This is a genomic window from Actinoplanes oblitus (genome assembly GCF_030252345.1).
GTDB lineage: Bacteria > Actinomycetota > Actinomycetes > Mycobacteriales > Micromonosporaceae > Actinoplanes > Actinoplanes oblitus.
In genome coordinates this window covers 8640249-8662728 of record NZ_CP126980.1, presented here as the reverse complement: position 1 = coordinate 8662728, position 22480 = coordinate 8640249, and the positions used below count along the sequence as shown (strand labels likewise).

The window sequence follows — 22480 nt, the reverse complement described above, 5'->3', positions numbered from 1 at the left end:
GGTCTCCGGGCCGCGGACACCACCGTGAGCGCCAGCCGAGCGGCCGGGGCGGCGACTCGTCCGGAACGCGGCACCCGTGGTGGGTTGTGGGTTTCGGTGACCGGCCACGGACAATGAAGAGGGCGGCGATCGCTCTGGACGCGCAGCGGCCAGATCGCCGGCCTCGGCCCGCGCGGGAGCATGCGATCCGCACCACAGCGAACGCGCGTATATCGGATTTTCGACGGTGATCCTTCGGGCCGCGCGGATTCCGATGATCTTGCTGGCGTTGATCGCTGGTGGCCGTTGGTGCTTGCTTCGGGAAACAGGTTCTAGAGTGGGTAAAATGGCCTACCTCGATCACGCGGCGACCACGCCGATGCTGCCCGCCGCGCTGGACGCCTACGCGACAGCGGCCCGGGAGATCGGCAACCCGTCCTCCCTGCACGCGGCCGGGCGGGGTGCCCGCCGGATGGTCGAGGAGTCGCGGGAGCGGATCGCCGCGGTGATCGGCGCCCGCCCCTCCGAAGTGATCTTCACAGGTGGCGGGACCGAGGCGGACAACCTGGCCACCAAGGGTGTGTTCTGGGCGCGGCGCGACGCCGAGCCCCGCCTGCGCCGGGTGGTCGCCTCGGCCGTGGAGCACCACGCGGTGCTGGACGCCGTCGACTGGCTGGGCCGGCACGAGGGCGCCGAGGTGACCTATCTCCCGGTGGACGGCGCCGGCCGGGTCGATCCGGCCGGGTTCGCCGAGCTGGTGCGGGCCCACGGCCAGGAGATCGCGGTGGTCAGCGTGCAGTGGGCGAACAACGAGGTGGGCACGGTGCAGCCGGTCCCGGAGCTGGCGGCGGTCGCGGCCGGCGCCGGCGTCCCGTTCCACACCGACGCGGTGCAGGCGGTCGGGCAGGTGCCGGTGGACTTCGCCGGCAGCGGGGTGGCCGCGCTCACCCTGACCGGGCACAAGCTGGGTGGCCCGGTCGGCGTCGGCGCGCTGGTGCTGGGCCGCGACGTGCGCTGCACCCCGCTGCTGCACGGCGGCGGCCAGGAGCGCGACGTGCGGTCCGGGACCCTGGACACGCCGGGTGTGGTGGCGTTCGCGGTGGCCGTCGAGACGACCGTGCAGGCGCGGCTGGACTATGCCGGCCGGGTCGCCGCGCTGCGTGACGAGCTGGTCCGGCGGGTGCTCGCGGCGGTCCCGGACGCGATCTACAACGGTGATCCGGAGCACCGGCTGCCCGGCAACGCGCACTTCTCCTTCCCCGGTTGCGAGGGCGATGCGCTGTTGCTGCTCCTGGACGCGCAGGGGATCTACTGCTCGACCGGTTCGGCCTGCTCGGCCGGGGTGGCCCAGCCCAGCCACGTGCTGCTGGCGATGGGCGCGGACGACGCCCGGGCCCGGTCCTCGCTGCGGTTCTCGCTCGGTCACGACAGCACCGAGGCGGACCTGGACGCGTTGCTCGGCGCCCTGCCCGGCGCGGTGGAGCGCGCCCGCCGGGCCGGAGCCTGGAAGAGCCCCAGATAGGCTGGAGGCATGCGAGTTCTTGCGGCCATGTCCGGCGGTGTCGACTCCGCGGTCGCCGCTGCCCGCGCCAAGGAGGCCGGGCACGACGTCACCGGTGTGCACCTGGCGCTGGCGCGTAATCCACAGACGTACCGGACCGGCGCGCGCGGCTGCTGCACCCTGGAGGACTCGCGGGATGCCCGGCGGGCGGCCGACGTGATCGGCATCCCGTTCTACGTGTGGGACATGGCCGACGAGTTCCACGCCAGCGTGGTCGACGACTTCGTCGACGAGTACGCCGCCGGCCGCACGCCGAACCCGTGCCTGCGCTGCAACGAGAAGATCAAGTTCGCGGCGGTGCTGGACCGCGCGGTGGCCCTGGGCTTCGACGCGGTGGTCACCGGGCACCACGCCCGCCTCGGCGCCGACGGCCTGCTGCGGCGCAGCGTCGACCTGGCCAAGGACCAGTCCTACGTGCTGGCCGTGCTGACCCGCGAGCAGCTGGACCGGGCGATGTTCCCGCTCGGCGACTGGACCAAGGAGCGGGTGCGGGTCGAGGCGGCCGCCCGCGGGCTGGCCGTCGCCGACAAGCCGGACTCGCACGACATCTGCTTCATCGCCGACGGTGACACCCGGGGGTTCCTGGAGGGCCGGCTCGGGTCGGCGCCCGGCGACATCGTGGACGGGCGCACCGGGGCCAAGCTGGGCACGCACAACGGGGCCTACGGGTTCACCATCGGGCAGCGGAAGGGTCTCGACCTGCGGGTCCCGGCGGCCGACGGTCGCCCGCGCTACGTGTTGTCCATCACTCCGGTGACCAACACGGTGACCGTGGGGCCGCGCGAGGACCTCGAGGTGGACACCGTGACGGCGACCCGGCCGATCTGGCACGAGACGTCCGGGGACGTCCGTTGCGAGGTGCAGCTCCGGGCGCACGGTGAGGTGGTGCCGGCGACGGTGACCGTCTCCGCCTCCGCGCTGACCGCGACCTTGGCGGCGCCGGCCCGCGGCGTCGCCCCGGGCCAGGCCATCGTCGCCTACCGGCCCGACCCGGACGGCGACGTCGTGCTCGGCTCGGCCACCATCACCGCCGGCACCCGGGCGTCGGCCCATGCCTGACTTCCCCTGGCCGGCCGGGGCCGCCACCGGCATCGGCTCGCTGCCCGGCACCGACGTCGCCGAGGCCCAGCGGATCGTCCTGGGTGAGCTGCCCGATCTGCCGCACCTGCCGGAGCTGCCGGAGCGGGGCCCGGGCGCGGACCTCATCGGCCGCGGCGCCGGGTTCCTGGTCGAGCTGCCGGTCCAGCTCTACGCCGGCAGCTGGCAGATCGCCGGCCGCCCGGGCAAGGACCTGCGGCGCACCGCCGACCTGCTGGAGCGCGATCTGGACCAGCTGACCGAGCAGGGCGACGGCTTCACCGGCACCATCAAGATCCAGGCGGCCGGCCCGTGGACCCTGGCGGCCTCGCTCGACCTGCCGATCGGCGGGCGGATGCTGCGCGATCCGGGTGCCGTCCGCGACCTGACCGACTCGCTCGCCGAGGGGCTGCGCCGGCACGTCGCCGAGGTCCGCAAGCGGCTGCCCGGCGCCACCGTGCTGCTCCAGCTGGACGAGCCGTCGCTGCCCGCCGTGCTGGCCGGGCACGTGCCGACGGAGAGCGGGCTGAGCGCGTACAAGCCGGTGGACGGGCCGGATGCCGCCACCCGGCTGCGGACCGTGGTGGAGGCGGCCGGCGCCCCGGTGCTGCTGCACTGCTGCGCGCCGGACCTGCCGTGGCAGGTGATCCGGGACTCGCGAGCCGTCGCCGCCGCCTTCGACCTCGCACTGATCAAGGACCTGGACCCGGTCGGCGAGGCGATCGAGGCGGGGCTGGGCCTCTTCGTCGGCGCCGCGCCGACCCGGCCGGTGGCCGGCCGGCGGCCGGAGTCCAAGCAGATCGCCGAGCGGGTGCGGGGCCTCTGGCAGCGTCTCGGCTTCCCGGCCGCGCGCCTGAGCGAGCAGGTCGTCGTCACGCCGGCCTGCGGGCTCGCCGGCGCCACCCCGGGTTACGCGCGGGCGCTGCTCACGGCATGTCACGAGGCGGGACGCCGGATCTCCGAGGTGTGAGGCCCGGTTTTGTCGGTGGGTGCGACTACCGTGCCTCGTAGGTTCGTACGACACGGAGGTTCCGGTGACTTCACCCAGCCCAGAGGCCAGTGCCCGGCACGCCGAGCTCGCCGACGAGATCCGTGATCATCAGTATCGTTACTACGTTCTCGATGCCCCGATCATCTCCGACGGCCAGTTCGACACCCTGCTGCGCGAGTTGGAGGCGCTGGAGACCGAGTTCCCGGCGCTGCGCATGCCGGACTCGCCGACCCAGACGGTCGGTGGCACGTTCTCCAGCGACTTCGCCTCGGTGCGGCACCTCGAGCGGATGATGTCGCTGGACAACGTGTTCAATGTCGACGAGTTGAACGCCTGGGCCGAGCGCACCGTCCGCGACGCCGGCGGCCCGGTGCGATTCCTCTGCGAGCTCAAGGTCGACGGCCTCGCGATCAACCTGACCTATGAGAAGGGCAAGCTGGTCCGCGGCGCCACCCGTGGCGACGGCCGCACCGGCGACGACGTCACGCCCAACGTGCGCACCATCCGGGAGATCCCGGAGCGGCTGACCGGCGACGACGTGCCCGACCTGCTCGAGGTGCGCGGCGAGATCTACTTTCCCGGCGAGGCGTTCGCCGATCTGAACGCGTCGCTGGTGGAGCAGGGCAAGGCGCCGTTCGCCAACCCGCGCAACGCCGCGGCCGGCAGCCTCCGGCAGAAGGATCCGCGGGTCACCGCGTCCCGCGGCCTGCGCATGGTGGTGCACGGCATCGGCGCGCGGGAGGGGTTCGGTCCCACCTCGCAGTCGCACGCCTATGAGGCGCTGCGCTCCTGGGGGCTGCCCACCAGCACCCGGTGGCGACTGGTCGACGACATGGCCGCCGTCCGCGAGTTCATCGACTACTACGGCGAGCACCGGCACGACGTCGAACACGAGATCGACGGCGTGGTGGTCAAGGTGGACTCGGTGGCGATCCAGGGCCGGCTCGGCTCGACCAGCCGGGCGCCGCGCTGGGCCATCGCGTTCAAGTATCCGCCCGAGGAGGTCACCACCAAGCTCCTCGACATCGCGGTGAACGTGGGGCGCACCGGCCGGGTGACGCCGTTCGCGGTGCTCGAGCCGGTGCAGGTGGCCGGGTCCACGGTGGCCCAGGCCACCCTGCACAACGCGCAGGAGGTGGCCCGCAAGGGTGTCCTGATCGGCGACACCGTGGTGCTGCGCAAGGCCGGTGACGTGATTCCCGAGGTGCTCGGGCCGGTGGTCGACCTGCGCCCGGCCGACGCGCGGGCGTTCGTGATGCCCACCGAGTGCCCGGCCTGCGGCACGCCGCTGGCCCCGGCCAAGGAGAGCGACGTCGACATCCGCTGCCCCAACTCGGAGTCCTGCCCCGGGCAGCTGCGCGAGCGGCTGGCCACCCTGGGCAGCCGGACCGTGCTGGACATCGAGGTGCTCGGCGAGAAAGCCGCGTGGGCGCTGCTCGACTCCGGCGTGATCAAGAACGAGGGCGACCTGTTCTCGCTGACCGAGGAGGACCTGCTCCGCGTCCCGTTCTTCGTCAACCAGGACGGCAGGCTGGGCAGCAACGCCGGCAAGATGCTGCAGAGCCTGCAGGAGGCGAAACTCCGGCCGTTCGCCAGGGTGCTGGTCGCGCTCTCGATCCGGCACGTCGGGCCGACCGCCGCCGCGGCCCTGGCCCTGGAGTACGGGTCGATGACGGCGCTGGAGGAGGTGCTCGCCCGGACCGCCGCGGACCCCGAGGCGGTGGCGGCGAGCGCGGCGGCGGCAGCCCTCGCCGAGGATGCCGGCGACCCGTCCGCTTCCGGCGACGCCTCGGCCGCGCCCTCGGATGCCGCTTCGCCGGACGCGGCCGGTGCCGTTCCGGAGGCCGCCGGCGTCGCTTCGGGTGCGGTCGTCGAGCAGGCCAAGCGGAAGGCCAAGGCGGTCGATCCGCTCGCCGCCGTGGACGGGGTGGGGCCGATCATCGCGGACAGCCTGCGCGAGTGGTTCACCGTGCCGTGGCACCGGGAGATCGTCCGCAAGTGGCGCGAGGCCGGCGTGCGGATGGCCGACGAGCGGGCGGAGAGCGGGCCGCGCCCGCTGGAGGGCCTGACCGTGGTGGTCACCGGCACCCTGGCCGGCTTCACCCGCGACCAGGCCGCCGAGGCGGTCACCACCCGCGGCGGCAAGGTGAGCGGCTCGGTGTCGAAGAAGACCGGTTTCGTGGTGGTCGGCGACAACCCCGGCAGCAAGTACGACAAGGCGATCGCCCTCAAGGTCTCGGTGCTCGACGAGGCGGCCTTCAATGTCCTGCTCACCGAGGGCCCGGACGCCGCCCGCGCGGTAGCGGAGGTGGCACCGGAAGGATGACCTCACTCGAATGGGTGAAATGGGGGTTTGACTCCTTATGCCGTTTCAATAACGAGTAAGCGGTTTCACGGCATTCGGACCATGTGGATCTATGGTGTAGGCGATCGGTGATCGAGGCCAGCCTGGAGGTCGCATGGATGCCGTTCGCCCGCGTACGGCTGTCTCCGGGCCCCGGCGGCGGCGCGCGCTGATCGTCACCGGGTGCCTGACCGTGAGCGCCGACCTGGTGCTCTGGGCGGTCGCCCCGGGGACGTTCCGCGGGCTGCCGCCGGCGTACTGGATCATGGCGGTGCTGGCCGTGATCGCCGACGCCCGGCCGCACCCGCTGCCCGGGCGACGGGCCAGCCGGGTCATCCTGCCGTCCATCTGCTTCACCTTCGCCATCGCGCTGGCCTGGGGATTCGCGCCGGCGCTGGCGGTGCAGCTGGTGGCCGTGACGGTCGCCGGGGTGCGGATGCGGCATCCGGTGCCGCGGACGATCCACCTGGCCGTGCAGCACGCCGCCGGGCTGGGCGCGGCGGCGCTGGTGGCCGGCCTGGCCGGCTGGCGGATCGACCCCCGCCCGGACCTCCGGGACGCGGCGCTGACCTGTGCCGCGGCGGCCGCCTGGATCGCCGCCCGGTACACGGTGGCGGCCGTCGTCGGGCGATGGGCGTCGGAGCGGCGTACCCGTCATCGGCGCCGCGCCCGCGCCGACCTGATGGCGACCGCGGCGCTGTTGCTGCTCGCCCCGGTCCTGCTGGTCGCCGCCCGGGTCAGCCCGGCCCTGCTGCCGATGGCGCTGCTGGCGCTGCACGCCGTGCACCGGATGGTCCGCTGGGCCGGCGAGTCCGAGCAGGCCGCCCGGATGGACCCGCTCACCGGCCTGCCGAACCGCCGCGCCCTGCAGTCCACGATGTCCGAACGCGGCGCGGACCGGCAACGCGCCCTGCTGCTGCTCGACCTGGACCGGTTCCGCACGGTCAACGACGCGCTCGGCCACGGCGCCGGCGACCGGCTGCTGGCCCGGGTCGCCGACCGGCTGACCGCCGCGGTGCCCCGGCACGACCTGGTGGTCCGGCTCGGCGGTGACGAGTTCGCGGTGCTCGCCACCCGGGTCGAGGGCGCCGCCTCGGCCCGCCGGATCGCCGAGCACCTGAGCGAGGCGCTGAGCCGCCCGTTCGGGCTGGACGGCACCCCGGTCGAGCTGACCGCCTCGATCGGCATCGCGCTGCAGTCCGGCCGCCGGGACGGCGCCACCCTGCTGCGCGAGGCGGAGTCCGCGATGTACGAGGCGAAACAGCGCGGCGACCAGGTCGCGGTGCACGGCCCGGACGCCCCGCACACCGCCCCGGATCGGCTCGCGCTGCTCGCCGACCTGCGCGACGCGCTGCGGCACGACCCGCCCGACGACGGGATAGTGCTCTACTACCAGCCGCAGATCGCCATCGCGACCGGCGAGGTGGTCGGGGTGGAGGCGCTGCTGCGCTGGCGGCATCCACGGCGGGGACTGGTCGGGCCGGAGGAGTTGCTCCGGGTGGCCGAGCCGACCCCGGTGATGCGGCTGCTCACGGCGCGGGTGCTGGACCAGGTGGTGGCGCAACTGGCGGTGTGGCGTACCGAAAGAAGGCCGTTGCGGGCAGCGGTCAACGTGTCGGCCCGCGATCTGCACGCCGGCGATGTCGCCGACCGGGTCGGCCGGTTGCTGCGCGAGTATGAGGTGCCGGCCGACCTGCTCCAGCTGGAGATCACCGAGAGTGCGCTGATGGCCGACCCGCACCGGGTGCTGGACACGATCACCCGGCTGGACCGGATGGGCGTGGCGATCTCGCTGGACGACTTCGGCACCGGGTACTCGTCGTTGCAGCACCTGCGCCGGCTCCCGCTGACCGAGGTGAAGATCGACCGCTCGTTCGTGCTGGGCATGGCCGACGATCGCGGGGACGCGGCGATCGTCCGGTCGGTGATCGGCCTGGCCGAGTCGCTGGGCCTGCGAGCGGTGGCCGAGGGGGTGGAGGACGAACTGACCTGGCGGCTGCTCGCGGCCGCCGGCTGCCACACCGCGCAGGGCTGGTTCCACGCCCGGCCGATGCCCGCGGCCGAGCTGGCGGACTGGCTTTCCCGCTATCGGCCGGTGCGGCCAGGGGTTCTTCGCGGCCCGTGGATCCCGGCGAAATAGACTCGGGCTTTGCAAGCGGACGCACAAACATTACGAGGGGGCAGGATGGCCGCCATCTCCCGCGAAGAGGTAGCGCACCTGGCGCGCCTGTCGCGGCTCGCCGTGACCGAAGAGGAGCTCGATCGATTCGCGGGACAGCTCGACGTGATCCTGCAATCGGTCGCCCGGGTCGGTGAGGTGGCAGCGGACGACATTCCGCCGACCTCGCACTCGGTCCCGCTGACCAACGTGTACCGCGACGACGTTCCCCAGCCGAGCCTCACGCAGGACGCCGCCCTCTCCGGGGCGCCCGACGCGTACGAGAGCCGGTTCCGGGTGCCGCGCATCCTGGACGAGGAGGACTGATCGTGAGCGACCTGACCAGGAAGACCGCGGTCGAGCTGCGGAGCCTGCTCGACGCGAAGGAGGTCTCCGCCGTCGAGGTGGCGACCGCTCACCTGGACCGCATCGAGGCCGTCGAGTCCCGCGTCAACGCGTTCCTGCACGTGGACCGCGAGGGTGCGCTGGCCGCCGCGGCGCGCGTGGACAGCGGCGAGATCACCGGGCCGCTGGCCGGGGTGCCGATCGCGGTGAAGGACGTGGTGACCACCAAGGGCATCCCGACCACCGCCGCGTCGAAGATCCTCGAGGGCTGGAAGCCGCCGTACGACGCGACGATCGTCGAGCGCCTCAAGGCCGCCGGGATGCCGATCCTCGGCAAGACCAACATGGACGAGTTCGCGATGGGCTCGTCGACCGAGTACAGCGCGTACGGCCCGACGAACAACCCTTGGGACCTCGGTCGCATCCCGGGCGGCTCGGGCGGTGGCTCGGCCGCGGCCCTGGCCGCCTACGAGGCGCCGCTCGCGATCGGCACCGACACCGGCGGCTCGATCCGCCAGCCGGGTGCGGTCACCGGCACCGTCGGCGCCAAGCCCACCTACGGCGGCACCTCGCGGTACGGGCTGATCGCCTTCTCCTCGTCGCTGGACACCCCGGGCCCGTGCGGCCGTACCGTCGAGGACACCGCCCTGCTGCACGCGGTGATCGCCGGTCACGACCCGCGTGACTCCACCTCGATCGCCCAGCCGGTGCCGGACGTGGTCGCCGCCGCCCGTCAGGGCCTGCGGGGCGACCTGACCGGCGTCAAGCTCGGCATCGTCAAGGAGTTCGCCGGCGACGGCTCCGAGCCCGGCGTCCTCGCCGCGTTCCAGGAGTCGCTGGAGGCCCTGGTCAAACTGGGCGCCGAGATCGTCGAGGTGTCCTGCCCGCACTTCCAGTACGCGTTGCCGGCCTACTACCTGATCGCCCCGAGCGAGGCCTCCTCCAACCTGGCCCGCTTCGACGGCGTGCGGTACGGCCTGCGTTCCGGCGACGACGGCAGCCGCTCGCTCGAGGAGGTCATGTCGCTGACCCGCGAGGCCGGTTTCGGTCCCGAGGTCAAGCGCCGGATCATCATCGGCACGTACGCGCTGTCCAGCGGTTACTACGACGCGTACTACGGTCAGGCGCAGAAGGTCCGCACCCTGATCACCCGCGACTTCCAAGCCGCCTTCGAGAAGGTGGACGTGCTGGTCTCGCCGACCACGCCGTTCGTCGCCTTCCCGTTCGGCTCGCGGACCGGCGACCCGTACCAGATGTACCTGGCCGACCTGTTCACCATCCCGACCAACCTGTACGGCGGCCCGGCCATCTCGGTCCCGTGCGGATTGTCGGAGGGGCTGCCGGTCGGCTTCCAGATCATGGCCCCGACCATGGCCGACGACCGGATGTACCGGGTCGCCGGCGCGCTGGAGTCGGCGGTCGGCACGCTGACCCCGCCCGCGCTGTAAGACCGGAGTGCCGGCGTGACCCCGAAGGTCGCGCCGGCACCATCCGTCACCGGACGGGCGGATTCCCGTCGAGCAGGCGGGCCCGATCCGCGAGGTCCGCCAGTTGATGCTCGACGAAGACCTGGTGCAGCTGATGGGCCAGGAGCAGCCGCGCCGCCGGATCGGCCCGGCGCTGGAAATCCGCGAAGATCCCGTCCCAGCCGTCGCCACCGTCGCCGGTCCCGAGGTCGTCGCTCCCGGCCAGTTCCGCGCGCAGCGCCTTGAAGGTCCGGGCGATCTCCGGCAGTTGCTGGATCGCCTCCGGATTCCGGCGGAACCACCAGGCCGTGGCGCGGGACGGGTCGTCGAGCAGCCGGCCGAGGTAGGCGATCTCGGCCTCCTCCGCCTCGCGGCTCCAGACCCGCATCGTCTCCTGCCGGCGCAGCGCCTCGTAACGCCAGACGGCCTCGCGCAACTGCTCGTTGGCGGAGACCTGCAGGCAGGAGGCCCAGGCGACGACGCCCGTCGCGTCCACCTCGAGCCGCTTGCTCAACGCGATCTCGAGTTCGCCGCTGAGCAGGACAGTCTCGGTGATCTTGTGGTCACGGGCGACCGTCCGGGCCCGGCGGAGCACCCCGGCCGTCGCCACGGCGAACGGATTCTCGGTGACCGCGTGATCGAGCACCGCGTAGCGGACGAGGAGCCGCACCTCGAAGGGGAAGCACGCGTCGCGGCTCTCCACCTGGACGGTGAGGTTCGGCTGCGAGGGTGGTGGCGGCGGCAAGCGGGCGGGCTCCTCGGCCTCCCGCAGACCGTCCGCCATCTGCTGGAAATAACGCAACATGTCAAGCCTCCGAGCCGGTCCGGGACGGTGGTGCCAAGGTCTTGCCGAGCTGTAGTCGTACGTGCCGGTAGAGGTCGTCCATCTCCTCGTCGGCACCGGGCCCCGACCGGGCGGCGTACAGCAGCTGACCGAGCCGGCGGACGTCGTTCCCGGCGGCGTCGAGCAGCATCCCGATCGCGATGACCCGGTCCGGTCCGCGCGGACCGGCCGAGCGGAGCCAGCCGCGGATCAGGGCGGCCGAGGTCGCGGGTGACAGGGTGCCGAGCGCCGCCCGCCAGAACCGCAGGGAGCCGGCGGCCGGCCTGATCCGCGTGTCGCCGTCCGGTCCCGCCAGCACCTGCGTCGCCACCGCGGCGGCGACCTCGCAGCGGCGGGCCTCCGCCGCGGAGAGCCAGCCGGTCAGATAGCTCAGGAGCTGGTCGAGGCTCATGCCGGTGTCCCGGGCGAGGCGCGTCGCCGCCCGGGTCACCGCCGCTCGCACCTCGTCCTCCGGGCTCCGGGCGAGATGCTTGAGGCGGGTCATCGCGGTGGTCTGGTGCGACCTGTCGAAAGCGCCGACCGCCTCGGCGAGGACCACCCGGAAGGCGGCCGGCGACCGCGTCCAGTACGCGTGCTGGTACACCCGGCGCCTGCTGTCCGCACCGATCCGGGGGTGCAGGCAGGCGTCGCGCAGCAGCAGGATCGCGGCCACCGAACCGGTGGTGCCGAGCCGGCGGTCGGTGGCCCACTCGCGCGTCACCCGCCAGGCGATCTGGTCGGACCGTTCCTCGGCGGAGAGCGCGACGATCCGGCTGGTCAGCTCGCCGATGCCGGCCGGGTCCGCGCCGAGGACCGAGGGCAGCCGGCCGAGCCAGCGCAGCAGGACGTCCCGCAGGCCGGGATAGTCCCGCCAGGCCAGGTGGAGCACCGAGGTGCCGTAGCCGGAACGGGCGAATTCCCTCGTGCCGGTGTCGAAGGTGGTCTCCCGCAGGGCCTGCAGCTCGGTCACCACGTCGGTGCGCTCCAGCGCGTTGGGCAGTTCGGCGGTGCGCCCGGCGACGTCGAGCAGCAGGTCCCGGGCGGCCACCACGGTGGCCGGCTCCGCGCCCTCCACCATCGCCGCGGCGAGCAGCAGGGCACGTTGCGGAGCGCTGCCGTAGCGCTGCAGGTCGTTGCGCGCCTGGTCCCGCCAGTTCGTCGAGGCGCCCTCGACCTGTCGCACCAGCCCGGCCGGCTCCCGCACGCCGGCCCGGTACGCCCGGACGGCGAATTTCGCCAGGTCAGCGGCGTCCGGCGGCCATTTCCCCCGCAGGTTCTCGCGGATCCACGGGTGGCTGGTGAGAGCGTCGAGCAGTGGTGCGGGCAGTTCGGCGGCCCAGGAGCGGAAGACCGCTTCGGCGCTGGGCCGGCGCAACCGGTGCAGCCGGCCGGGGAAGTACTTCTCCGCCTCCTCGGCGAGCCGGTCGGAGACCGCGAGGACGGCGTACGCACCCGTCTCCGGGAGACCGTCCTCCAGCACCCCGAACTGGCGCAGCCGGTCGACCGCGTCGGGGCCGTCGTCCAGGTCGGCGACGTTGAGGTAGAGCCCGACGTCCTTGGCGTCGCGCAGCGCGTCCGCCGCCTCGTCGTCCCGGTCGAGCAGGGGTTCCTGGAAACTCAGGTGTTCGGCCGCCGCCCGGAACCGGTCCAGGCGGTGGATGAGGTACGCGGCGGCGGCGCGCTGCCCGCTCCGCGGTACGCCGCCGGGGCAGAGCAGGACCAGGGACCGTCCGGTGGCCAGCCGGCTCACGCACTCGTCCAGGCCGGGTGGGGGAACGTAGTGGCGTACCTGCTCGGCGAGGGTCGGCGCGCTGGTGTGCCGCCTCCGCATGATGCTGGTGACCTGCTGGGTGACCACACTGTGGTTGATCGTCATGGACTCGGCGGTGTACTGGTCGCCGTGCACCCAGGTCCGGTTGACGCTCTGATCGACGTCCCGGCCGGCGTGGACGGAGGGCTCCGGGCCGGGATCCGCGGGTTCCGGGCCGGCGTCCGGGTCCGGTGGCTCGGTGGGCCAGTCGTCCGGCGCGGTCATCGCGCGTCCCGGCGGATCGACATGTCACGGTGCGCCGTGTACTGGTCGCCGTGCACCGTCGTGTCGTGCCGGGACCGGTCGACGTCCCGGCCGGCCACCACATTGTCGACGTCCCGGCCGGCCACCACGTTGCCGCGCCCGGCGACCTGACCGACGCCGCCGCGGGCCCGCGGCTGGCGGGGCGGCCGGGGCGCCGGGGCCGGTTCCGGATCGGTGGTGGGCCGGTCGAGGACGCCGAGCAGGCCGTGCCGCAGGATGTCGCCGGAGAGGGCCGGCACGTAGAGGTGCGCGGTGGCGCTGAAGTCCTTCTCGGCGATGTCCAGCCGGCAGGGTGCGAACTCGGAGGCGACGTGCCGGCGGGTGTGCCCGGCGGCCACCACGTCGGTCATCACCCGGTCGGACAGCGCCACGGCGAGCAGGGTGACGTCCGGGTCGGAGTGCTCCAGCAGCGCCCGCAGCGGCCGGGCGTCGACGAGCCGATGAGTGCCGATCATCGCGGCGCCGACCGGCGAGCCGACCCGCGGGTCGCCGAGCCGGCGGGCCGGTCCGACGTCGAGGCTCAGCCGCAGCCGCAGCCGCATGTTCCGGGCCCGCAGCCGGGGCACCCGTGCCCTCAGCGCCTCCTGCAACGCGTCGAAGTACCGGTCGACGACCCGGATCAGGAAACCGGGCGCGAAGCCGATCAGGTAGCCGTCACCGGTGCTGTCCGGGAACTGTCTGGCTGCCCACAGGTCCTCGAGCCCGGCGCGGTCGCACGCCTCCTCCAGCACCTCCGGGATCAGCACCGCCAGCTCGTCCTGCTGGGGATCGTTGTGGCGGCTGAACTTCACGGTGTCGACCACCATGATCGCGGTGAGGTCGGGAAGGCCGCCGGCTTCCGCGTGCTCCTGCTCCAGCATCGGTTCCTCCAGTCGTAGTGCTGATCGGTTCACCTCGATGGTCGGCACGCGGCCGGGTACGGAAGGTCCAGATCTGGACACATCGCGGGGAGTGGGTCGCCGGTCACATGTCCGGTGCCGTTCGCTCCCGGCGCAGCGCGTCGAGGCTCAGGACCGTCATGTGCGACCGCTCGATCGCGACCAGCCCGCGAGCCTTCCAGTCCGCGAGGATCGGGGTGACCGAGCTGCGCGCCACCCCGATCGCCTCAGCGAGTTCGGCCTGCGACATCGGTACGGTCGCGGGACCGGACCGGGCACCGTCCGCGGCGACGATGGTCAGCACCAGCGCGGCCAGCCGCTGGGCGGGCCGGCACCTGGTCAGCCGCCACGCGAGGTCGGCCGCCTCGCGCGTCTTGGCGAGGACGTAGCGGTCCAGGTGGGCACGGATGCGCCGGGTGGTGAGCCAGGCGGTGAAGCGCTGGTCGGTGACCAGGCTGGCGACACAGGGTTCGAGCGCCAGCGCGGAGGCGGAGCGAGGCTCGCGGTCGCCGTACCCGAACTCGCCGAGCAGGTCTCCCGGGCCGCGAACGGCGAGCAGGATCTCCTGACCGGGTGCCGCGGCGTAGGTGACCCGGACCCTGCCGTGCAGGAGCGCGGCGACCCAGCTGCCCTCCTCGCCCTGGCGGAGCAGGTGCTGGCCGGGCCGGAAGGAACGGCGGACGCCGCACTCGACGAGAGCCGTCCAGTCGGCGGTGGACCAGGACGCCATCGAGGGGGCGACTCTCCGTGCCTCATCACTCACATCGAGTCATGATCGTGGATGATCGGGGGTGCCGACAAGCCCGGATCTCCGTACCTACTCCGGGGTCTTCGGGGAATCCAGCCAGGCGTCGATCAGCTTGCTGAAGTCCTTGCCGGTGTTCGTCCCGACGAAGGCGACGAACGCCGCCCGGTCCTGGCTGGTCCCCCGGTGCTCGGCCACCCACGCCCGCATCAGCGCGAAGAACCTCGCGTCGCCCAGGGCGTCGTTCAGCTCCTTCAGCATCGCCGCGCCGCAGACGTAGACGTTGCTCTCGGCGAAGTTGGCGGCCTTCGGCTTGCCGGGCGGGCCGACCTTCTCGCGCAGCTCGGCGTCCCGCCGGCGCAGGAAGCGCTCCAGGTCGGCGTCGCTGAACTTCCGCAGCTCCTGTTCCCACCGGAACTCGATGTACTGCGCGAAGCCCTCGTTGAGCCAGAGGTCGGTCCAGGTGCTCGGGGTGACCGCGTCGCCGAACCACTGGTGGGCGTACTCGTGGACCAGGGTCTCCTCGAAGAAGGGCGGTTCCCACTTCAGCGACCGGCCCATGCTCAGCATCTGCTGGGTCTCCATGGCCGAGGCCGAGCCGTTCATCAGGACGCCGGCCGTCTCGAACGGGTACCTGCCGAGCTTGTGCTCCAGCCAGGTGAGGATCTCCGGCGACTTCTTCAGCGACGGCAGCAGCTTGTCGTCGGTCTTCGGCAGCACCCAGTAGGTGAGCGGCAGCCCGTGCGGGCCGGTCTGGGTCACCTTCCGGTACCTGTCCACGGCCAGCGTGGTCAGGTAGGCGGCGACCGGAACCGTCGAGGTGTAGTGGTACGTGTTGCCCTCGACCGGCCCGGGCGTGCCGCTCGCCGCCGCGGCCCAGCCCGCCGGGACGGTCACCGCGATGTCGTAGAGCGCCTTGTCGGAGACCAGTTCGTTGGCCGGGTACCAGGTCATCGCGCCCCACGGCTCCTGCATGGTCCACGCGCCGCCGGTCGTGGCGGGGCGCAGGCCCACGCCCTCCTTGGCGTCGTCGCGATGCGATGGGTAGCTGACCTGCTCGGGGGTGCCGTGGTAGTCGACCACCAGGGTGACCGGCCGGTCGGCGACGAGCGTGGCGGGGACGGTGAGCTTCTGCCCGGCGACGGCGAAGGTGGCCGGTGCCCCGTCCACGGTCGCCTTGTCGACGGTCAGGTGCGCGAAGTCCAGGCTGATCTCGGTGGCCGCGGCGACCGGGCGCAGGCGGATCGTCGCGGTACCGGTGAGCAGCTTCTCCGCGGGCCGCCAGTCGAGCTTCAGGGCGTACGCCAGAATGTCGATCCTGGAATTGCCGTGCTCCGGGTAGAGCGTGTCGGCGACCGGGGTGGACCGGCCGGCCCGCCATGCCGAGTAATCGGCGGCGGGGGCGACCGACGGCGCGGCCGAGGCCGCGGGTTTCGCCTGGTCATCCGTGCAAGCCGGGCACGCGACCGTCGCGGCCAGCGCCACGACGGCGAGAGATCGATGCATGCGCCGACGCTATCGCGAAGATCGTGCGACGTGGGCGGCGTGCCTAAACCCGCCGACGGAGCGTCATACCGGGCGACTAGGCTAGGACTTCGATTACCCGATGCCGCAGTGAGCCGGAGCCGAACCACATGACGACCATCGCGCTGCCGTCCTACGACGACGCCATCAGCCGTTACGAGCCGGTCATCGGCCTGGAGACGCACGTCGAGCTGGGCACCCAGACCAAGATGTTCTGCGGCTGCAAGACCGAGTTCGGCGCCGAGCCCAACACCCAGGTCTGCCCGGTCTGCCTGGCCCTGCCCGGCGCCCTCCCGGTGATGAACCGGGCCGCCATCGAGGCCACCATCCGGATCGGCCTCGCGCTGAACTGTGCGATCGCCCCGTGGTGCCGGATGGCCCGGAAGAACTACTTCTACCCGGACATGCCGAAGAACTTCCAGACCTCGCAGTACGACGAGCCGCTCTGTGTGGACGGCTACGTCGACGTGACCGTCGACGGCAAGGAGTACCGGATCGGCATCGAGCGCGTCCACATCGAGGAGGACACCGGCAAGACGCTGCACGTCGGCGGCGCCACCGGTCGCATCCACGGCGCCACCGAGTCGCTGGTCGACTACAACCGGGCCGGCATCCCGCTGGTCGAGATCGTCACCAAGCCGGTCCCCGGCCTGGGCGCGCTCGCCCCCGAGGTCGCCAAGGCCTACGTCGCCGAGCTGCGCGACATCATCCGCGCGCTGGGCGTCTCCGACGTCCGGATGGAGCAGGGCTCCCTGCGCTGCGACGTCAACACCTCGCTGAACAAGCCGGGCGAGGAGTGGGGCACCCGTACCGAGACCAAGAACGTGAACTCGCTGCGCTCGGTCGAGCGCGCGGTCCGCTCCGAGGTGATCCGCCAGGCCGGCCTGCTCGACGAGGGCGTCCGGATCTTCCAGGAGACCCGGCACTTCCAGGAGACCACCGGCGACACCCGCCCGGGCCGCTCCAAGGAGACCGCTACCGACTACCGCTACTTCCCCGAGCCCGACCTGGTCCCGATCGCGCCCGACCCGGCCTGGGTCCAGCAGCTCAAGGCGGAGCTGCCGGAGAAGCCGAGCGTGAAGCGTGCCCGGCTCCGCGAGGAGTGGGGGATGACCGAGATCGACATGCAGTCGGCGGTCAACGCCGGTGCCATCGAGCTGATCGAGGAGACGATCGCGGCCGGCGCCTCCCCGGCCGGCGCCCGCAAGTGGTGGCTGGGCGAGCTGGCCCGCCGTTCCAACGAACTGGGCATCGAGCTGTCGTCGGTGGGCGCGACCCCGGCGCAGGTCGCCGAGCTGCAGAAACTCGTCGATGACGGCAAGCTCAACGACAAGCTGGCCCGCCAGGTGCTGGAGGGCGTGGTGGCCGGCGAGGGTTCCCCGGCCGAGGTGATGGCCGCCCGCGGCCTCGAGGTCGTCTCGGACACCGGCGCGCTGCAGACCGCCGTCGACGAGGCCATCGCCGCGAACCCGGACATCGCCGCCAAGATCCGTGACGGCAAGGTCGCCGCCGCCGGCGCGCTGGTGGGCGCGGTCATGAAGACCACGCGAGGCCAGGCCGACGCCAAGACCGTCCGCGACTTGATCCTGTCCCGGCTCGGCGTTTCCTGAAACCCTTTTGGCGTACGCTCACCGCCCGGTCCCGTGGCTCCACGGGACCGGGCGGTGCCCGTTGGAGCCAGTCGTGACCGTCGATTAGAGTCAGTCGCCGCTCGCTGGATCGCATCGATCACGGGGAATCCGAGATGACTGACGCCACGCCGCCCGCCGGAGCCGCTCCCGGAGCGCCGGTCCCGGCCGCGCCCTCCGGCATGACCGGGGTGCCGCCCGCCGGGGAGGGGCCGGAGGTGCTCGCCTGGCCGGCGCCCTCCGGCATGCCCGCGGTGCCGCCCGCCGTCGAGCAGGTGCCGGTCCTGCCGGTGCCCTACGGGCCGCCGGAGCCCGTGCCGGTGGCGGACCAGGCCCACTGGCAGGCGGCGGGGGAGCCGCCGCTGATCGCCGCGGCGCACGTCGCCGTGCATCAGCAACGGTTCGCCGACGCGGTCCGGCTGATCGAGGAGTTCCTGCGGGAGCATCCGGCGGACGTGCGGGCGTGGCATCGGCTGGCCGGCGCGCGGATCGGGCTCGGCGACCACGCGGCGGCGCTGGCGGACGCGGAGCGCTCCGTCGAACTGGACCCGGCGTGCGCGCCGGCGCACCAGATGCGCGGGCTCGCCCTGAACTTCCTCGACCGGCCGGTCGAGACCGAGCAGGCCGCGATCCGGTCGATCGAGCTGGCTCCGGGCAACGCGGACGGGCACGCTCTGCTCGCCGAGGCGTTGCGGCGGCAGGGGCGTACCGAAGCCGCTCTGGCCGCCGCCCGCGCGGCCCTGGCCATCGCACCGGGCCATCCGGGCGCCCTGCGCGTGATCGCCGGGACCGCCTCGCCGGCCGCCCGCTGGATGGCGCCGGTCGCCGCCGTGGCGTTCCCGGTCGCCGTGGTGCTGGGCGTCCTCGCGCTGATCCTGGCGGGTTCGCCGGCGGCCCCGGTCTTCGGTGGGTTCGCGGTGGCGGCCTGCCTGCCGCTGTTCGCCGCGATCCTGCGGTGGGCGGTCGGCAGCCGTGGCGCGGTGACCCGGCCGCTGCCGAACCGCGCCTTCCTCACCCTGCCGTTGGCCGCGACGGCCTTCGTGGCCGCCCCGCTGCTGGTCACCGGCACCGGCTGGCGCGGAGCCGTCTGCGTCCTGCTCCTGACCGTCTTCTTCGCGACCGCCTGCGCCGTCGGTGTCCAGCGCCGCCTGCTGATCCACCGCTAAGCGCTACCCGTGCCGCCCGCCGGCACCAAGCCGTCCGTCGCCGTCCGCCGCCGCCTGCCGTCACCCACGCCGTCCGTCGCCACCCACGCCGTCCGTCGCCACCCACGCCGTCTGCTGCCGGCCATACCGCCTACCGCCGGCCACGCCGCTCGCCGCTGATCGGGAGGAGACAGCGGCCCGTCGCTGACCGGGGTGAGCCGCGGCCGGGCGGGCGGTCCCGGTCCGGCGGAGCGGCCGTCGGAGGGCGGGTGGACGCGGCTGGCGAAGTGCGCCGGGTCAGCGGCTCGGCTGGCCGGCCGGGGTGGACGCGGCCGGGCCGGACGGCGTCGGTGCGATGGCCGGCTCGTCGTCACCGAGGCCGACGACGTTGCGCTGCATCTCGACGTTGGACTGGCCGGTGCCGCCCAGCTGGATGTCGTCGTAGGCCTTCAGTGTGTGGTTCTCGTCGAAGTAGAGGACCGAGAGGGACAGCGGGGTCGGCTCCTCGTGCTCCAGGCCGCGCAGGCCGGCGCCGCCGGTGGAACCCTCCACCATCAGCCGGGTCGGCATCGGGCCCTCGACCGCGGCCGAGGCGGACGGGGCGGGGGACGGTGACGCCGAGCCGGACGGGTCTGGAGCGGGCGGCGCCGGCAGCATGGCCACCGAGCGCTGGTGCTTGTGCCCGGCCAGGACCAGCGGAACGACCCCGGACAGCGGCGGCGCCATCTCCGGATCGTGCACCAGGGCGATGTCCACCTTCTTGCCGGAGTCGCTGATCGTGGTGGCCAGCCGCCGCCCGGTCGCGGTGAGCAGCTCGGAGCCGGAGTTGTCGCCGGCCTTGTTGGTCTCGCTCTTGTCCGGGGTGAACTGCGGGTCACCGATCCCGGCGATGGTCACCCCGTCGACCGTGGTGATCTTGTCGTCCAGGACTATCGCGTTGCGCTGGCGGGCCACCGCCGACTGGATGCCGACCGAGTCGTGGTTGCCGCGGACGTAGACGTACGGCACCTTGATCGACGGGATGGAGGCGACGTAACCCGTCTCGGCGCTGCTGCCCCAGTCGACCATGTCGCCGGTGTCGATCACCGCGTCGATGTCGAAGGTGTCCACCACGGTGCGGATCAGGCCCCACGAGGCCGGGTTCAGGTGCAGGTCGGAGACGTGCAGCAGGCGGGTGGTGTTGCCGGCCGGCTCGTAGACCGGCAGCGCCGACACGGTGGTGTAGATCCGGCTCACGTTGCTGACGATCTGCTGCAGCTGGTCGGCGTAGCGCCCGTAGTTGTCGGCGATCCGGCGGGCGTCACCGACCACGGCCGGCGCGTTGACCAGCAGGCCCTCGTAACGCGGCTCGCTGATCGCGTCGGGCCGGATGGTGGCCGCCGCCAGCGCGAGGCTGCCGGCGCTGGCGACCAGCGCGGTCAGCCCGGCCGCCGCGGTGCGCCGGACGCTGCGGAAGATCAGCGCGGCGGCCAGGATCGCGCTGAGCACGGCCAGCGCGACCGTCCGCAGGGCCAGCCGGGTCACCCCGGCGGTGACCTCGTCGACGGCGCGGTCGCCGGCCGAGCTGATCGCCGTCGGGTTGTCGATCAGCTCCTCGGTGCGGCTCTGGTCGAGCGAGCCGAGCGCCACCTTGAGGTGCAGCGTGCCGCGGTGACTGTCCAGGTGCAGCGACCCGAGCGGCGGGATGTCCACCTCGGTGCCGCCGGCCAGGCTGGGACTGATCGACATCTCGGCGCGGAACGGGCCCACGTTGATGCCGGTGTGCGCGAACAGCATCACCCCGATCATCGCGGCGGTGATGCCGACCAGGCCGACAGCGGCAGCGACCCGGACGCGCCGGAACCAGCGGTGCCGCCACACCCGCCCACTTCGCGCGGCCGTGGCGTGCAGGCGTCGCCGCCAGGAGGTGACGGCCGGGGCCGGGAGCTCACTCATCGCGGCTCACCCTGCCCGGCCCGGCCGGTGGTGAAACAGTCATGACCGTCTCAGCTCCGGCCGGCGCCGCCGTCCGAGAAGACGAGCCGGATGAGGCGGTCGTCCTCCGGATCCGGCTCGCCGGCGTCCTCCTGGTTGGAGGTGCTCACCCAGAGCGAGCCGTCCGGCGCGGCGACCAGCGCGCGCAACCGTCCGTACTTGCCGGTGAGCAGTTCCTGCGCTTTGCCCAGGACGGTGCCGTTGCCGGTGACGTCGATCAGGTAGACGCGTTCGCCGAGCAGGCAGGCGGTGGCCACCAGGGTCTCCAGCGCGCCCACCCCGCCGCACGAGGACGTGCCGGTCGGCCAGCTGACCAGCGGGTTGGCGAATTTCTTGCCGGTGGCGGCGCCGTCGGCCGCGGGCCAGCCGTAGTTCTTGCCCTTCCGCACCACGTTCAGCTCGCTGAACTTGGGCTGGGTGTTGTCGGTGGCGAACATCCGCTTGGTCTTGTCCCAGGTCAGGCCCTGCACGTTGCGGTGCCCGGAGGACCAGACCAGCGAACTTCTCACCGGGTTGCCCGGGGCGGGCCTGCCGGTCGTGGTCATCCGCAGGATCTTGCCGCCGAGGCTTTTCGGATCCTGGGCCTGCGTGCCGGCGGCGGTGCCGTCACCGGTGCCGGCATAGAGGAAACCGTCGGGGCCGAAGGCCAGGGCCCCGCCGTTCTGCTGGACCGAGCGGGGGATGCCGGTGAGGATCGGCTGCACCGGCCTGCCCAGCACCAGCTTGCCGATGCGGTTGTCGGTGGCGGTGGAGTAATAGACGAAGACGGTCTTGTCGGTGGCGTATTTCGGCGAGACGGCGATGCCGAGCAGGCCGCCGTCTCCGGAGGCGCGCACCTCGGCCAGCCGGGCCGCCTCGCTGACCGCCAGGCCGTCGGCGTCCGACTCCGGGCCGACCCGCAGGATCCGGGCGGTGTCCCGCTCGGTGACCAGGGCGGACCCGTCGGGCAGGAAGGCGATGCCCCACGGCACCTCGAGACCCTTGGCCAGCACGGTGACGGCGACCTCCTGCTCGCCGCCCGGGGCGGCGCTCGCGGTCGCGGCGATCGACGGACCGGGCAGGTTCGGCGCGGTGCCGGCCTGCTCGGGGCCGGGCGGGCCGAAGCTGCACCCCGAGGTCAGCGCCAGCACGGCGAGTGTCGCGACCGCGGCACGGCCCCGGCGGGAACGCACGGCTGAACCACCCCCTACCTTGTCTGCCGACCAGGGTAACCGTGGCCCCTGACAACTCCCGGGGAGCCGGTTACGACTCCGCGCCGGCGGCGTCCTCGGCGGTCTCGGCGACCGGGGCGTTGTCCACGGCCTCCAGCACCACGGGGAGATTCTCCCGGGTGATCCCGGTCAGCCGGATCACGTTGCCGTTGTCCAGCAGCGCGGAGACCCGGCCGCGCTGGTCCGGGGCGAGCTCGACGACCCGGCTCCAGGGCACGACGTTGCCGCCGAACAGGGCGCGGACGCGCAGCCGGTCGGAGTAGACGTCGGTGCCGGCCCGCCAGGCCCAGGCGAACACCGCGATCGGGATCAGCAGCACCGGAGTGAGCGCCCAGGACGCGCCGGCCAGCGGCACGGCGCTGACGAACGCGATCACGGCGGCCACCAGGGCGGTGCCGGACTTGCGGACGCGGAGTACGGGACGTTGGCTCACCTTCTCATCTTCCCACCCATGGAGCGCCGGTTTTCCACAGGCCCGAGTTGACCGGGGTCCGTCCATGCTCGACGATCCGGGAAGAGGCCAGATTCCTACCGGCCCGTAACCCCATCCGGCCACG

At 72.9% G+C, this 22480-nt stretch carries 17 protein-coding genes; 9 read left to right on the top strand and 8 right to left on the bottom strand.

The features are described from left to right. Window positions 1-325: 325 nt before the first annotated feature. The 7 genes from Actob_RS38390 to gatA all read left to right on the top strand — a co-directional run bounded on the left by Actob_RS38390 (window position 326) and on the right by gatA (window position 9903). On the top strand, window positions 326-1501 hold the full coding sequence (locus tag Actob_RS38390) for a cysteine desulfurase family protein (protein ID WP_284916877.1): 1176 nt from the start codon (window positions 326-328) through the stop codon (window positions 1499-1501). Window positions 1502-1510: 9 nt separating this feature from the next. Next, the gene (gene mnmA / locus Actob_RS38385; RefSeq protein ID WP_284916876.1) at window positions 1511-2599 is read left to right on the top strand and encodes a tRNA 2-thiouridine(34) synthase MnmA; all 1089 of its coding nucleotides are present in this window, start codon (window positions 1511-1513) and stop codon (window positions 2597-2599) included. Continuing rightward, window positions 2592-3587: a methionine synthase gene (locus Actob_RS38380; RefSeq protein WP_284916875.1), complete on the top strand. Its 996-nt coding sequence runs from the start codon at window positions 2592-2594 to the stop codon at window positions 3585-3587. Before mnmA ends, Actob_RS38380 begins: the two co-directional genes overlap by 8 nt. Window positions 3588-3606: 19 nt before the next feature. Further along, window positions 3607-5934, top strand: coding sequence for an NAD-dependent DNA ligase LigA (gene ligA / locus Actob_RS38375; RefSeq protein ID WP_407653489.1), 2328 nt, complete (start codon window positions 3607-3609; stop codon window positions 5932-5934). A gap of 133 nt (window positions 5935-6067) precedes the next feature. Continuing rightward, the gene (locus tag Actob_RS38370; RefSeq protein WP_284916873.1) at window positions 6068-8092 is read left to right on the top strand and encodes a putative bifunctional diguanylate cyclase/phosphodiesterase; all 2025 of its coding nucleotides are present in this window, start codon (window positions 6068-6070) and stop codon (window positions 8090-8092) included. Window positions 8093-8137: 45 nt separating this feature from the next. Further along, entirely contained in the window at window positions 8138-8437 is a 300-nt protein-coding gene (gene gatC, locus Actob_RS38365; protein WP_284916872.1) for an Asp-tRNA(Asn)/Glu-tRNA(Gln) amidotransferase subunit GatC, read from the top strand. A 2-nt stretch (window positions 8438-8439) separates the two neighbouring features. After that, the gene (gene gatA, locus Actob_RS38360; RefSeq protein ID WP_284916871.1) at window positions 8440-9903 is read left to right on the top strand and encodes an Asp-tRNA(Asn)/Glu-tRNA(Gln) amidotransferase subunit GatA; all 1464 of its coding nucleotides are present in this window, start codon (window positions 8440-8442) and stop codon (window positions 9901-9903) included. Window positions 9904-9949: 46 nt separating this feature from the next. On the opposite strand, the gene Actob_RS38355 is transcribed toward gatA, so the two are convergent. From Actob_RS38355 to Actob_RS38335, 5 genes are all read right to left on the bottom strand, one after another. Continuing rightward, complete coding sequence (locus Actob_RS38355) at window positions 9950-10726, bottom strand: hypothetical protein (RefSeq protein WP_284916870.1); 777 nt, start codon at window positions 10724-10726, stop codon at window positions 9950-9952. A gap of 1 nt (window position 10727) precedes the next feature. After that, window positions 10728-12779, bottom strand: a complete 2052-nt coding sequence (locus Actob_RS38350; protein ID WP_284916869.1) for a hypothetical protein — start codon at window positions 12777-12779, stop codon at window positions 10728-10730. Next, window positions 12776-13678 (bottom strand): hypothetical protein, encoded by a 903-nt coding sequence (locus tag Actob_RS38345; protein ID WP_284916868.1) that lies wholly within the window; start codon window positions 13676-13678, stop codon window positions 12776-12778. The genes Actob_RS38350 and Actob_RS38345 overlap by 4 nt, the downstream gene beginning before the upstream one ends. Before the next feature lie 103 nt (window positions 13679-13781). Further along, on the bottom strand, window positions 13782-14426 hold the full coding sequence (locus tag Actob_RS38340; RefSeq protein WP_284916867.1) for a Crp/Fnr family transcriptional regulator: 645 nt from the start codon (window positions 14424-14426) through the stop codon (window positions 13782-13784). An 87-nt stretch (window positions 14427-14513) separates the two neighbouring features. Next, window positions 14514-15947: a M1 family metallopeptidase gene (locus Actob_RS38335; protein ID WP_284916866.1), complete on the bottom strand. Its 1434-nt coding sequence runs from the start codon at window positions 15945-15947 to the stop codon at window positions 14514-14516. A gap of 128 nt (window positions 15948-16075) precedes the next feature. Here Actob_RS38335 and gatB point away from each other — a divergent pair, with 128 nt between their 5' ends. After that, complete coding sequence (gatB, locus tag Actob_RS38330) at window positions 16076-17575, top strand: Asp-tRNA(Asn)/Glu-tRNA(Gln) amidotransferase subunit GatB (protein ID WP_284916865.1); 1500 nt, start codon at window positions 16076-16078, stop codon at window positions 17573-17575. Between the two features lie 134 nt (window positions 17576-17709). Then, window positions 17710-18759 (top strand): tetratricopeptide repeat protein, encoded by a 1050-nt coding sequence (locus Actob_RS38325; protein ID WP_284916864.1) that lies wholly within the window; start codon window positions 17710-17712, stop codon window positions 18757-18759. Window positions 18760-19035: 276 nt separating this feature from the next. On the opposite strand, the gene Actob_RS38320 is transcribed toward Actob_RS38325, so the two are convergent. The 3 genes from Actob_RS38320 to Actob_RS38310 all read right to left on the bottom strand — a co-directional run bounded on the left by Actob_RS38320 (window position 19036) and on the right by Actob_RS38310 (window position 22356). After that, window positions 19036-20673 (bottom strand): metallophosphoesterase family protein, encoded by a 1638-nt coding sequence (locus tag Actob_RS38320; protein ID WP_284916863.1) that lies wholly within the window; start codon window positions 20671-20673, stop codon window positions 19036-19038. Window positions 20674-20723: 50 nt separating this feature from the next. Then, window positions 20724-21884: a PQQ-dependent sugar dehydrogenase gene (locus Actob_RS38315; RefSeq protein ID WP_284916862.1), complete on the bottom strand. Its 1161-nt coding sequence runs from the start codon at window positions 21882-21884 to the stop codon at window positions 20724-20726. A gap of 70 nt (window positions 21885-21954) precedes the next feature. Next, on the bottom strand, window positions 21955-22356 hold the full coding sequence (locus Actob_RS38310) for a PH domain-containing protein (RefSeq protein ID WP_284916861.1): 402 nt from the start codon (window positions 22354-22356) through the stop codon (window positions 21955-21957). Window positions 22357-22480: the final 124 nt, after the last annotated feature.